The 12,341-nt window shown below is 47.4% G+C and carries 13 protein-coding genes; 12 read left to right on the top strand and 1 reads right to left on the bottom strand.

The features are described 5' to 3' along the window. Nucleotides 1-253: 253 nt before the first annotated feature. The 12 genes from hrcA to MHB85_RS22255 all read left to right on the top strand — a co-directional run bounded on the left by hrcA (nt 254) and on the right by MHB85_RS22255 (nt 11,245). Nucleotides 254-1,285 carry a heat-inducible transcriptional repressor HrcA gene (gene hrcA, locus MHB85_RS22310; protein ID WP_036615092.1) on the top strand — a complete coding sequence of 344 codons (1,032 nt, stop codon included), beginning with the start codon at nt 254-256 and terminating at the stop codon, nt 1,283-1,285. A 44-nt stretch (nt 1,286-1,329) separates the two neighbouring features. After that, on the top strand, nt 1,330-1,893 hold the full coding sequence (gene grpE, locus MHB85_RS22305) for a nucleotide exchange factor GrpE (protein WP_076211668.1): 564 nt from the start codon (nt 1,330-1,332) through the stop codon (nt 1,891-1,893). Nucleotides 1,894-2,054: 161 nt separating this feature from the next. Next, nucleotides 2,055-3,899, top strand: coding sequence for a molecular chaperone DnaK (dnaK, locus tag MHB85_RS22300; protein ID WP_192133641.1), 1,845 nt, complete (start codon nt 2,055-2,057; stop codon nt 3,897-3,899). A gap of 129 nt (nt 3,900-4,028) precedes the next feature. Then, the gene (gene dnaJ, locus MHB85_RS22295; protein ID WP_091013948.1) at nt 4,029-5,153 is read left to right on the top strand and encodes a molecular chaperone DnaJ; all 1,125 of its coding nucleotides are present in this window, start codon (nt 4,029-4,031) and stop codon (nt 5,151-5,153) included. Between the two features lie 240 nt (nt 5,154-5,393). Continuing rightward, nucleotides 5,394-5,762 (top strand): hypothetical protein, encoded by a 369-nt coding sequence (locus MHB85_RS22290; RefSeq protein ID WP_017687219.1) that lies wholly within the window; start codon nt 5,394-5,396, stop codon nt 5,760-5,762. Nucleotides 5,763-6,040: 278 nt separating this feature from the next. Then, entirely contained in the window at nt 6,041-6,220 is a 180-nt protein-coding gene (locus tag MHB85_RS22285; RefSeq protein ID WP_017687220.1) for a YfhD family protein, read from the top strand. Beyond that, nucleotides 6,213-6,605 carry a hypothetical protein gene (locus MHB85_RS22280; RefSeq protein ID WP_105599752.1) on the top strand — a complete coding sequence of 131 codons (393 nt, stop codon included), beginning with the start codon at nt 6,213-6,215 and terminating at the stop codon, nt 6,603-6,605. The genes MHB85_RS22285 and MHB85_RS22280 overlap by 8 nt, the downstream gene beginning before the upstream one ends. 190 nt (nt 6,606-6,795) lie before the next feature. Then, nucleotides 6,796-7,761 carry a 50S ribosomal protein L11 methyltransferase gene (gene prmA, locus MHB85_RS22275; protein ID WP_105599750.1) on the top strand — a complete coding sequence of 322 codons (966 nt, stop codon included), beginning with the start codon at nt 6,796-6,798 and terminating at the stop codon, nt 7,759-7,761. A gap of 3 nt (nt 7,762-7,764) precedes the next feature. Then, a complete protein-coding gene (locus tag MHB85_RS22270; RefSeq protein WP_091013958.1) occupies nt 7,765-8,445 on the top strand; it encodes a site-2 protease family protein in 681 nt (226 codons plus the stop codon). 138 nt (nt 8,446-8,583) lie between these two features. Continuing rightward, nucleotides 8,584-9,348 carry an RsmE family RNA methyltransferase gene (locus tag MHB85_RS22265; RefSeq protein WP_192133644.1) on the top strand — a complete coding sequence of 255 codons (765 nt, stop codon included), beginning with the start codon at nt 8,584-8,586 and terminating at the stop codon, nt 9,346-9,348. A gap of 2 nt (nt 9,349-9,350) precedes the next feature. Further along, nucleotides 9,351-10,697, top strand: a complete 1,347-nt coding sequence (gene mtaB / locus MHB85_RS22260) for a tRNA (N(6)-L-threonylcarbamoyladenosine(37)-C(2))-methylthiotransferase MtaB (protein WP_047843791.1) — start codon at nt 9,351-9,353, stop codon at nt 10,695-10,697. Between the two features lie 113 nt (nt 10,698-10,810). After that, nucleotides 10,811-11,245, top strand: a complete 435-nt coding sequence (locus MHB85_RS22255; RefSeq protein WP_105599745.1) for an NUDIX hydrolase — start codon at nt 10,811-10,813, stop codon at nt 11,243-11,245. A 63-nt stretch (nt 11,246-11,308) separates the two neighbouring features. Here the strand turns inward: MHB85_RS22255 and MHB85_RS22250 are convergent, their stop codons facing one another. Beyond that, complete coding sequence (locus MHB85_RS22250; RefSeq protein ID WP_105599743.1) at nt 11,309-12,310, bottom strand: Na/Pi cotransporter family protein; 1,002 nt, start codon at nt 12,308-12,310, stop codon at nt 11,309-11,311. Nucleotides 12,311-12,341 lie beyond the last annotated feature (31 nt).

Genomic DNA, 12,341 nt, shown 5'->3' with positions numbered 1-12,341 from the left:
ACTGAATGGACTGCATGGATCGAGCCGAGTCAACCTCTGCCCTACATGCAGTCCTTTTTTACTTCAAAGTATGTTCAATAAAGTTGTTAGGACTCGTCGACATTGGTCTATACTATAAATAGATGAGCCCACTCATCAAACTCACTTGACAATGTTCACGTCAGTTTGGTATTTTTGTATTACCGCTTAGCACTCATCTAACCGGAGTGCTAACGACATGGGACAGTACAGTCAGAAGGAGGGAATACTCACCATGTTAACAGAGCGTCAACGAATGATTCTGAACGCTATAGTGGATGACTATATCCGTTCAGCTGAGCCCGTAGGGTCCCGGAGCATTTCCAAAAGGGGAGATGTTGGATACAGTCCGGCGACGATCCGTAATGAAATGGCGGACCTTGAAGATATGGGCTTTCTGGAACAGCCGCATACATCGGCTGGACGTATTCCATCCCATAAAGGCTATCGATATTATGTCGATCATTTGGTTCCTTGGAATCAAGTGGAGCCTCAGGAGTTGGATGATCTGAAGTCGTTCTTCGCTGAAAAGTTGAACGTCATGGAGCAAGTTATTCAGCATGCATCCAATATTTTGTCACATATGACGAATTATACTTCGATCCTGCTTGGACCGGAAGTATTCCATACGTCCTTACGTCACTTTCAATTGCTTCCGCTGAACGAGAGTGAAGCTGTGGCAATCATCGTGACCAATACAGGTCAGGTGGAGAACAAGACGGTTCAGATTCCACCAGAAATCTCGGTAGCCGAGATGGAAAATGTGGTTCGCTTGTTAAATACCAAGCTTGTGGGCGTACCCATCTACAAATTGAAATCCCGTCTTTATACCGAACTTGGGCAAGAGATGGAACGGCATATTACACGTTATGAGGAAGTTATGCAGGTGCTGAACAGTGCCTTTGATAACGAACATGATAATCGTCTGTTCCTCAGTGGTGCCACCAATATGTTGACTCAACCGGAGTTTAAAGATATCGAAAAGGTAAAAGATATTCTTGACCTGCTGGAAGAGACACCAACACTCATGAAATTGATGATGCCCGTGCCGGGTGGATCTGGTATTCAAGTGCGAATCGGCACTGAGAATGATCATGAAGCCTTTGCCAACTGCAGCCTGATTACAGCTTCCTATTCATTGGACGGTGAGGCTTTGGGTTCGATCGGTATTCTAGGACCCACGCGGATGGATTATGCACGTGTCATTCATATTCTAAATACACTATCCCGTGACTTGACGGCGATGCTGACACATCGTTTCAAATAAGATTCGGGAATGAACCATTTCATTCGTATAAGGAGGTGAACATCTTGAAAGAGGAGCAATCATTTACAGAAGAACAAGAGGTAACAGCAGCTGAGCAGGAGCCTATTAATGAAGCTGGCGCTGCAGAAGCACAAGCTGAAGAGATGGCTGATCAGGAGCAGGATGAGCTTGCACGTTTGAAGGCAGAAGCTGAGGAGCAACAACAGCGTTATGTCCGTGCACAGGCTGATTTTGATAACTTCCGTCGTCGTACTCAGAAGGAAAAAGAAGAATTGGCTAAATACGCTTCGATGAAGCTGGTCACCGAACTGGTACCGGTTATTGATAACTTCGAGCGCGCCATGGCTACTGTACCGGAAGGAGCAGAGGTCGAATCTTTCTCCAAGGGCATCCAAATGATTTTCCGTCAATTGGAAACCGTGATGAATAATGAAGGTCTGACGGCTATGGAATCGGTAGGACAACCGTTCAATCCTGAATTCCACCAAGCCATTATGCAAGTGGAGAGCGACGAGTACGAAGAAGGTATCGTCGTTGAGGAAGTCCAAAAAGGCTACATGCTGAAAGATAAAGTGCTTCGTCCAGCTATGGTTAAAGTCAGCTCATAAATTCCTTATAGGAAGGAATGAGTCGGCTCCATAGTTGAACAATGTGGGCGAAGTTTAATATAAAGGTTTGTACACATAGAGCACGATTAGCAACATGAACATCTAAATAAGGGTCAGATCAGACCCATTCATTTTAAATTGTTGAGGGAGGAAATTTTCGGATGAGCAAAGTAATTGGTATTGACTTAGGAACAACAAACTCATGCGTAGCAGTAATGGAAGGCGGCGAGGCTGTCGTAATTCCAAATCCGGAGGGCGCACGTACAACTCCATCCGTAGTCGGTTTCAAAAAAGATGGAGAGCGCGTTGTAGGTGAAACAGCAAAACGTCAAGCGATCACCAATCCGGATCGTACCATCATGTCGATCAAACGTCACATGGGTACTTCCCACAAGGAAACAATCGATAGCAAAGACTACTCCGCACAAGAGATCTCTGCAATCATTCTGCAAAAATTGAAAACTGATGCTGAAGCTTATCTGGGTCAAACGGTAACTCAAGCAGTTATCACTGTACCAGCTTACTTCAATGACAGTCAGCGTCAAGCGACTAAAGATGCTGGTAAAATTGCAGGTTTGGAAGTTCTGCGTATCGTCAACGAGCCGACAGCAGCAGCATTGGCATACGGTATGGAGAAATCCGAAGACCAAACGATCCTCGTATATGACCTGGGTGGCGGTACGTTCGACGTATCCATTCTTGAACTGGGTGATGGCTTCTTCGAAGTTAAAGCAACTAGCGGGGACAACAAACTAGGCGGGGATGACTTTGACCAAGTGATCATTGATTACCTCGTAAGTGAATTCAAAAAAGATCAAGGCATTGACTTGAGTAAAGATAAGGCAGCGGTTCAACGTTTGAAAGATGCAGCGGAAAAAGCGAAAAAAGAACTTTCCGGCGTATTGACTACAACGATCTCCTTGCCGTTCATCACAGTTGCTGATGGCGTTCCACAACATTTGGAGTTGAACCTGAGCCGTGCGAAATTTGAAGAAATCTCTGCAGGTCTGGTTGAGCGTACGCTTGAACCAACTCGTCGTGCATTGAGTGATGCGGGTATGACGCCTAACGATATCGACAAGATCGTATTGGTTGGTGGTTCGACACGTATTCCAGCAGTACAAGAAGCTATCAAAAAACTGACGGGTAAAGAGCCACACAAAGGCGTTAACCCGGATGAAGTTGTAGCTTTGGGTGCTGCTGTACAAGCGGGCGTACTGACAGGTGACGTGAAAGACGTTGTATTGCTCGACGTAACGCCATTGTCCCTGGGTATCGAAACAGCGGGTGGCGTATTCACTAAAATGATCGAGCGTAACACTACGATTCCTACAAGCAAATCTCAAGTGTTCTCCACTTATGCAGACAATCAACCAAGTGTTGAGATTCATGTTCTGCAAGGTGAGCGTGAGATGGCAGCGGGTAACAAATCGCTTGGACGTTTCATGTTGGGTGATATTCCACCAGCTCCACGTGGCGTTCCACAGATCGAAGTTAGCTTCGATATTGATGCCAACGGTATCGTTAACGTATCTGCAACGGATAAAGGTACGAACAAAACTCAAAAAATCACAATTACTTCTTCCAGCGGTTTGAGCGATGCTGAAGTTGAGCAAATGATGAAAGATGCTGAGTTGCACGCTGAAGAAGATAAAAAACGCAGAGAACTCGTTGAAGCGAAAAACAGTGCAGATCAATTGATCTACTCTGTTGACAAAACGATTAAAGATCTTGGCGAAAAAGCTGATGCTGGCGAAGTTGAAAAAGCGAATGCTGCCAAAGAAAAACTGCAAGGCGTTCTGGCTTCCGACAACCTGGAAGATATCAAAGCTGCTACAGAAGAACTGACAGAGATCGTTCAACAACTGTCCGTGAAACTGTATGAGCAGGCTCAGGCGCAAGAGCAAGAAGCGCAAGGTACTGAAGAGCAACAAGGTTCCGCAAAACGTGACAACGTCGTAGACGCTGATTACGAAGTTGTGGATGAAGATAAAAAACAAAACTAATTCGTAGTTCTACGCGAATTAAACATCGGTGACGTTCGAATTAGAGGGAAAGTCATAGCCGGGGCTCCCGCGCTTTGGCTTTCCTTTTGTCACGATGTGCGATAAGGTGAATGATATGGGGGTGGAAGAGTGGCTGAAAAGCGTGATTATTATGAGGTGCTTGGCGTTAGTAAAACGGCTAACGACGATGAGATTAAAAAGGCTTACCGTAAGCTTGCCCGTCAGTATCACCCTGACGTAAACAAGGCTGCTGATGCGGAAGCTAAATTTAAAGAAGTTAAAGAAGCTTACGACGTAGTGAGTGACGGTCAGAAGCGTGCACAATATGATCAATATGGTCATGTCGATCCGAATCAAGGTGGATTCGGTGGTGGCGGTGATTTTGGCGGTGGCGGATTTGGCGACATCTTCGACATGTTCTTTGGCGGCGGTGGCGGTGGACGACGTGATCCTAATGCTCCGCAACGGGGAAATGATCTGCAGTACACAATGACGATCGAGTTCAAGGAAGCCGTATTTGGTAAAGAAACCGATATTACGATTCCGCGTACCGAAGGCTGTGATACCTGTCATGGCTCAGGTGCCAAACCTGGAACGAAACCGGAAACCTGCTCGGTCTGCCAAGGTAGCGGTCAGCAGGAAGTCGTGCAAAATACACCGTTTGGTCGTATGGTTAATCGTCGTGCATGTTCGAACTGTAGTGGTTCGGGCCAGATTATCAAAGAAAAATGTACGACGTGCAGTGGTAGCGGTAAAGTCCGCAAGCAACGCAAAATCCATGTTCGCATTCCAGCGGGTGTAGATGACGGCGCGCAACTGCGTATGACAGGTGAGGGCGAGGGAGGCCTGCGTGGCGGACCAGCCGGAGATCTGTATATTGTCATTCGCGTGAAGACACATGATTTCTTCGAGCGTGAAGGCGACGATATTTATTGCGAAATCCCACTTACCTTTGCTCAGGCAGCTCTGGGAGATGAGGTTGAGATCCCGACGTTGACCGAGAAAGTGAAGTTGAAAGTACCAGCCGGTACACAAACGGGAACGTATTTCCGTCTCAAAGGCAAAGGCGTACCACGCCTGCGCGGTATGGGGCAAGGGGATCAACATGTGAAAGTGGTTGTGGTTACACCTAGTAAGCTGAATGACGAGCAGAAAGATCTGCTTCGCCAAATTGCTGCGCTGGATGGAGAACAGACACATGAGCATGAACAATCTTTCTTTGATCGAGTGAAACGCGCCTTCCGAGGCGACTGAGAATAACATATAGCAATTCCAAAAGGACACCACAACGGTTTTTACCGCAGGGTGTCCTTTTTTGTACGCCTTTTTTTAGTGGTTCAGTGGTTTTGGCAAAGTCCATGGATATATGCTACGAAGAACGAAAGTAATTTGTGGGAGCATTTCGGTATATTCTGAGCGAACTTGCGGAAAGATAGCATGGCGAGAATGATATGCATAGCTGATATGCGAGAAATTAGGAAGCAGGTGAAGCGGATGACCGAGAAAAATATTTTGGCGTACTTTCACAGCCCGGAGCAGGCCCAAGGGGCAGCCAAAAAACTGGAGGCATTGCGAGTGGAGGACCTGTCGATTAATCGATTCAGCCGTTATGCGGGTGTAGGACCAAGCGGGGCTTCCTACAAGCCGGGCGTTTCCGGCAGTTTTTCATCATGGGTGCCCGATTCGATGCAAACAAATGCCAGTGCTGGAATCATGGCTGCGGCGGACCCTTCTGCAAGCGGCATGAGTGATGGTGGACAAGGTGGACCTACGGGAAGGGATGTATTACTAACGGTCATCGTAGATGAATCGGTACATCACCGCGCCATGTCTATAATCGAACAAGCCGGTGGAATGATCTAGTTTCAAGAAATCTATATTTAGATCACAATATAAGATTCAATCTAAACATTTACACAATAACGGAGAGGACAGAAAAAACTGAAGAAGCGAAGCGTTCGCCTAAAAGCTTTCGCAAGAAAGCTACTTCGGAAGCATACGCTATCCCCGGATTTTTCCTTTGGAAGAAGGGAATTAAAAAAATCTGGGGATAACAGCGATCGGAAGGTTGTTCTGTCATCGGAGTGTCAGTGTAAATATGATTTAGTTGAACTTATACAATTTGAAGGAGGAGCATTACAATGGCAGAACATGAACGTCCAGGCAAGATTTTAACGAAAACGGAAAAGATGAAACGTATGCAATCCGCAAAAAATGAGGACGTGGAATTCAGCGCTGAAGCTGCGGATCATGAAGATATCGAAGCATTACGCCGCAGTGAAGCGGCTGATCGACGTCAGGGACGGGAGCTTCATGACTGAAGATCGCTCGGCAGTGACCCTCGAAGCTGTTTTTACAAGCTGGACTGAGGCCGAGTCTGCACGCAGAGCCCTGGAATTGTTGCACCCAAACCAATTGAGTATAGAGAGTCTTGGCAATGAATCGTCTGCATTGGATTCAAACGATGTTAAGGGCTTCGATAATTCTCCTACAGCCGTCGTCGGAGGATTTAGTGGCGAATTGAATGTACTTGCCCTGATTAGTGATGACACGGAAATGTTGTCCAATGGTCAGGTGTATGATACACCCGAAGAGGATTCGGCAAACAGGCTAAAACAGGAAATTTTGCTTACCGTGTCCGTATCCAACGATTCGCTCCCGCAAGCCGCAGAGATGATCACGCAGAATGGTGGACGTTTTTGCTAAGTGAGATTCGAATGTTGCAAAATGCTGAAGTAAATGAAACAGATATGTATGAATAGATGACAGGATATTCGAGCAGTCAGGCTGCGGATATCCTGTTTTGTTTTTCTTTTACTGGTGCGGCTTTGTGCTCCGGCTAGCTTGTGTAGTACAATAGTTGGGATGTTTGAAAAATGAGGAGGAAAAACCAAGTATGTTATGGCATGAACTAACAATACATACCACAGAAGAAGCTGTGGAGATGATTTCGAATTTTTTACATGAAGCGGGTGCTGGAGGGGTTTCGATTGAAGAGTCCGGTACTTTAAATAAAAAACGGGACACGACATATGGTGAGTTATACGACGTTCCTTTGAATGATATTCCGGAAGGCTTTGCGGTCATCAAAGGCTACTTCTCCGAAGGTACGGATATGGTTGCACTACAGTCAGAAGTTAATCCTAGAGTTGAGGAACTCTCTGAATTCGGAATTGATACAGGTGAGGTTCGTTATGAGACGCGTACAGTGGATGAAAATGACTGGGCAACAGCCTGGAAGCAATATTTCAAGCCGGTACGTGTATCGGAACGTCTCACGATTAAACCAACGTGGGAAGAGTATACGCCAGAAAGTTCGGATGAGAAAATCATTGAGCTTGATCCCGGCATGGCTTTTGGTACAGGAACACACCCAACGACCTCCCTCTGCTTGCGCACACTGGAAACAGTTATTCAGGGCGGTGAGGAAGTCATTGACGTAGGTACAGGTTCTGGCATCTTGGCTATAGGCGCGATTAAACTCGGGGCAAAACATGTGCTGGCGCTCGATCTTGATCCGGTTGCGGTAATCAGTGCCAGAGAGAATGTGGAACTGAACGGGCTGGAGCAACAAATTACGGTTAAAGAAAGTGATCTGTTGTCCGTCCTTGGGAGTCAAGACCCTGCGCTTGGTGTGCAATTACCGGTTAAGGTTGTGGTGGCGAACATTCTAGCTGAGATCATTTTGTTGTTCGTGGACGATGTGTACAATGCACTTGAGTCGGGTGGCACCTATATTGTATCTGGCATTTGGAAGAACAAAGAGCAGGTTGTACATGATGCTCTGGTAGCCTCCGGGTTTGAAGTAAGTGCCATCCACCGTGATGAGGATTGGCTCGCGTTTGTAGCCAGAAAGGGGTAACGTATGGACTTTTGGAATTCGTTCTTTCGTTATCCGATCGATCAGCTTCCGTTTTTCCTGCTGACCATTCTGATCGCATTTACGGTGCATGAATTCTCGCATGCGTATTTTGCCAACAAATTCGGTGATCCAACAGCCAAGCTGTTGGGTCGGGTCACACTGAATCCGGTTGTACACTTTGACTTATTTGGTGTGCTGTTGCTCATTATTGCTGGCTTTGGTTGGGCGCGTCCAGTTCCGGTTAATCGGGCTAACTTCGAAAAACCTAGATTGATGGGCATCATCGTATCCGCAGCAGGGCCTCTGAGTAATCTGTTGCTCGCGATCATTGGTACAATCATCTATGCTTCACTGGTTGGTTCGGGAGCACTCGGCGGCATTGATAATGAGCGGTTGCTGACAGCAATCACAACGTTCTTCGCTATCTTTAACTTAACCAACTTTTTCCTGTTCCTGTTTAACTTGATTCCGTTGCCCCCACTGGATGGTTATCGGATTCTGGAAGATTTAGTGCCACCTGCAATCAGCCGCAAGCTACAAGGGGTGGAGCAATGGTCCATTTTTATCTTCCTATTGATTCTTGTTATACCTCCGTTGCAAAATGTGACGATTCAACCTTTGTATGAGTTTGCGCAAACGATGTATGTGGATCTGGCAAAGCTGGTTATTGAACTATATCGCTAAAAGCGCATCTTGTATTGGACCGGAATACTGGTCAGAAACACGTAAAAGTTGTATGATCATCTGTGGCGATTGGATTCACGCTTGTCATTAGGCGCGGTGAATTCCAGTCATAACAGGACAGAATGGGTGGATTGACTAATGCAGCGATATTTTGTATCTGCAGAACAGTTTAATGAACACGCTGTGATCATCACAGGTGATGATGCACGCCATATCGGCAAGGTCATGCGTGGTAAGCCTGGAGATAAACTGATTGTCAGTGACGGAAACTCCAGAGAAGCACTCGTGGAAATTGAGACCATTGAAGTTGGCCAAGTGACAGCGAATATTGTGGAACCTCTCGAGATGGACCATGAAGCACGGATTCGTGTAACTGTGGCACAGAGTTTGCCCAAGGGCGACAAGATGGAAACAGTGATCCAGAGATGTACAGAGATTGGGGCGGTATCATTTGTACCCTTCCTATCAGAACGTACGATTGTGCAATATGACGCCAAGAAAGAAGGCAAACGGTTGGAGCGCTGGCGGAAAATTGCCAAGGAAGCTGCCGAACAGAGTCACCGGAATCGCATTCCTTCCGTCGAGCAGCCGCTTTCCTGGAAAGGGCTGTTATCTTCTTTTGAGGGCTACAGCCTGGTATGTTATTGTTATGAGAAAGAAAACGGTAAACAGCTGAGAGATGCATTGAAACCGTTTGTTGAGCAGCTTGCACCTGATGCAAGTGCAGAAGTTTTGATCGTGGTTGGACCGGAAGGTGGATTTTCTGAGAAGGAGACGGCAGAGGCTGATCAGGCAGGTGCTGTATCTGTTGGACTGGGCAAACGCATTTTGCGTGCTGAGACAGCTGGAATGGCGGCACTAACTTGCGTGTTATATGAATCCGGAGAAATGGGAGGAATGTAATTATGCCATCCGTGGCGTTTTACACCTTAGGCTGCAAAGTTAATTTCTATGATACAGAGGCGATTTGGCAATTGTTCAAAAACGAAGGTTACGATCAAGTGGACTTTGATGAACAGACAGCGGATGTATACTTGATTAATACTTGTACAGTAACCAATACCGGCGACAAAAAGAGCCGTCAAATTATTCGTCGTGCCATTCGGCGCAACCCGGAGGCGATTGTGGCCGTTACAGGCTGCTACGCGCAGACTTCTCCGGCAGAGATTCTGGACATCCCAGGGGTGGATCTGGTTATCGGTACACAGGACCGTGACAAGATTTTGCCATATGTTAATGAAATCCAGGAGTCCCGTCAACCGGTTAACGCGGTGCGTAATATTATGAAAACCCGTGTATTTGAAGAAATGGACGTACCGGATTTTGCTGACCGTACCCGAGCATTCCTGAAAATTCAGGATGGTTGCAATAACTTCTGTACATTTTGCATTATTCCGTGGTCTCGGGGTCTCTCACGCAGCCGTGAGGCAAACAGCATTATTCAACAGGCGCATCAACTCGTACACGCCGGATACAAGGAGATTGTTCTGACCGGTATTCATACAGGTGGGTATGGCGATGACATGGAGAATTATGATCTGACCGATCTGCTGTGGGACCTGGACAAGGTAGAGGGTTTGGAGCGTATTCGAATCAGCTCGATTGAAGCCAGCCAGATTGATGACCGCATGCTTGACGTGATCAAACGTTCAGACAAACTGGTTCGTCACTTCCATATTCCGCTGCAAGCGGGTGATGATACGGTGTTGAAACGCATGCGCCGTAAATATACGACAGAAGAGTTTTACAACAAGATGCTTCGCATTCGGGAAGCAATGCCGGATGTAGCGATTACAACAGACATCATTGTTGGATTTCCGGGTGAGACGGATGAGATGTACCGTAATGGCTATGAGTTGATGCGGAAGATCGGTTTTTCCGAAATGCACGTATTCCCTTATTCCAAGCGTACGGGTACGCCAGCAGCACGAATGGAAGATCAGGTGGACGAAGAGGTCAAAAATGCACGTGTGCATGAACTGATTGACTTGTCTGAGCAGATGCAGCTGGAGTATGCTGAGCAGTTTGTCGGACAGGTACTGGATGTTATTCCCGAAGGTGAAGCCAAAGGCCGCGAGGGAAGTGGCAAACTGCACGGTTATAGCGACAACTACATTCAACTGGTCTTTGACGGAACGATGGATATGGTCGGTAAAGTGTGCCGAGTCAAAGTGGTTGAAGCCGGCGTCAACGAGAGTCAGGCTACGCTGGTACGTGTGTTGGAAGAGAATCTTAAGTCCGCCGCGATGTGATCGAGGCGTCAGAAACAAGGATTTCATTTCCTTGGGGAGCTTACCCGGGGAGATGAGGTCCTTCTTTTGCAAAAAATAAGATAAAGATATCGAAGTTGATGGGGGAGAGCACGATGAACAAAAAAGAAATTTCAGCAGGCGGAGTTGTTTATAGAACAGGGGAAGACGGACGTCTTCAAATTCAGCTTATCGTAGATCGTTACGGTAAAACAACTCTCGCCAAGGGCAAAATGGAAGAGGGAGAAACAATCGAACAGACGGCACTGCGCGAGATTTTGGAAGAGACAGGTATGGTGGGTCGCATTGTAGAACCGGTTGACATCATTGCTTACACGTACCAACATGCAGATTTTGGCCCGGTGGACAAGGAAGTCCATTATTATCTCGTTGAAGCCAAGAGTGGTGATCTACAGCCTCAGATTGAAGAAATCAAGGGTGTGGATTGGTATGCTCCGGAAGAAGCATGGTCCTTACAGCAGCAGAGCGGATATGATAATAACGATGATATCTTGCGTGTAGCCCTGAACAAGTTAGGCATTAACGTATAACGCATTATAGTTCTGGTTCGAGTCAGTTAGCCCTCGCGCCTTGTGGGTCCGATAGGCAGATCATCAAGCCACGGGTGACTTCGCCGCGGGGGCGTGGACCGGTGGTTTTTTGTGCCAGATGGGCAAGTAACAGAACGGTAAAGCAAGCAGTGAACTGGTGATGTTAAAAAGGGTCTGGGCATGCGCAATCTGTGCCCCGTTGTCCGCTGACAGCCAGGCCGAAGCTGCATGCAGCTGGCCGATCAGCGGCATAAAGAGCAGTGCTCCCGCAATGTTTAATACAACATGGGAGGCTGCGACAAACTTGCCTGCGGATGCTCCACCCGCGGCAGCGATCACAGCGGTGATGCAGGTCCCCACATTGGACCCGATCACAATGGCGATGCCGATTTCCACAGGTAATACCCCTGTGGCTGCGAGCGTAATCGCCATGCTAATGACAGCAGCGCTGCTGTGAATGAGCGCTGTCAAACAGGCACCTGCCAGGAAGCCCCACCACAAGCTGTCGGCCGAGCGGTCGAGAAACCATTGAAATACGCCCATGCTCCGCAAGGGTAAGGCAATGGATTGCATCACCTGAATGCCTGTCATAACAAGTGCAAATCCCGCAGCTGAGAGGAAGCTGTACTGGATGTTAAACAGAGTCTGGCGCGTACGTTCAGGAGCGGTCAGATTGCGTTCACCAAGTACAACAAACATGGCCCAGCCCGTCAGCGACAGGACAAGCAATGGCAGGGAAGCTCGCCCGATCTGCAGTCCCACCAGCTCCGTTGTCAGGCATGTCCCGATGTTGGTGCCGAGGATGATGCCGAGTGTCCGCCCATAGGTAATTAATCTGGCATTAGCCAGTCCAATGGTGAGTACGGTGACTGCAGTACTGCTCTGTAACAGAGCCGTTGCACCTGCACTGAAGGCCATGCCTTTCCATGGAGCAGAGGTGGCCCGATTGAGCCAACTTTCCAACATGGGCCCAGCCATGCGCTGCAAGGCCGTTTCCATCAGCTTCATGCCACCAAAAAAGATAATAAGCCCATAAAGTAGGGGCAATATAACATCTCTAAACATAGAAACATCATTCCTTCCGTCCGGGTTCCTT

Origin of the sequence: Paenibacillus sp. FSL K6-4396 (genome assembly GCF_038002525.1) — a bacterium.
GTDB lineage: Bacteria > Bacillota > Bacilli > Paenibacillales > Paenibacillaceae > Paenibacillus > Paenibacillus amylolyticus_B.
Note: the sequence above shows the minus strand (reverse complement) of the source record. Positions and strands in the feature narration are given on the sequence as shown.

Excerpts from the sequence above, each read along its gene's own strand:
- prmA (WP_105599750.1), top strand. The coding sequence starts at position 6,796 with ATGTTATGGCATGAACTAACAATACATACCACAGAAGAAGCTGTGGAG.
- MHB85_RS22265 (WP_192133644.1), top strand. The coding sequence starts at position 8,584 with ATGCAGCGATATTTTGTATCTGCAGAACAGTTTAATGAACACGCTGTG.
- MHB85_RS22290 (WP_017687219.1), top strand. The coding sequence starts at position 5,394 with ATGACCGAGAAAAATATTTTGGCGTACTTTCACAGCCCGGAGCAGGCC.
- dnaK (WP_192133641.1), top strand. The coding sequence starts at position 2,055 with ATGAGCAAAGTAATTGGTATTGACTTAGGAACAACAAACTCATGCGTA.
- MHB85_RS22280 (WP_105599752.1), top strand. The coding sequence starts at position 6,213 with ATGACTGAAGATCGCTCGGCAGTGACCCTCGAAGCTGTTTTTACAAGC.
- mtaB (WP_047843791.1), top strand. The coding sequence starts at position 9,351 with ATGCCATCCGTGGCGTTTTACACCTTAGGCTGCAAAGTTAATTTCTAT.
- MHB85_RS22250 (WP_105599743.1), bottom strand. The coding sequence starts at position 12,310 with ATGTTTAGAGATGTTATATTGCCCCTACTTTATGGGCTTATTATCTTT.
- hrcA (WP_036615092.1), top strand. The coding sequence starts at position 254 with ATGTTAACAGAGCGTCAACGAATGATTCTGAACGCTATAGTGGATGAC.
- MHB85_RS22285 (WP_017687220.1), top strand. The coding sequence starts at position 6,041 with ATGGCAGAACATGAACGTCCAGGCAAGATTTTAACGAAAACGGAAAAG.
- MHB85_RS22270 (WP_091013958.1), top strand. The coding sequence starts at position 7,765 with ATGGACTTTTGGAATTCGTTCTTTCGTTATCCGATCGATCAGCTTCCG.
- MHB85_RS22255 (WP_105599745.1), top strand. The coding sequence starts at position 10,811 with ATGAACAAAAAAGAAATTTCAGCAGGCGGAGTTGTTTATAGAACAGGG.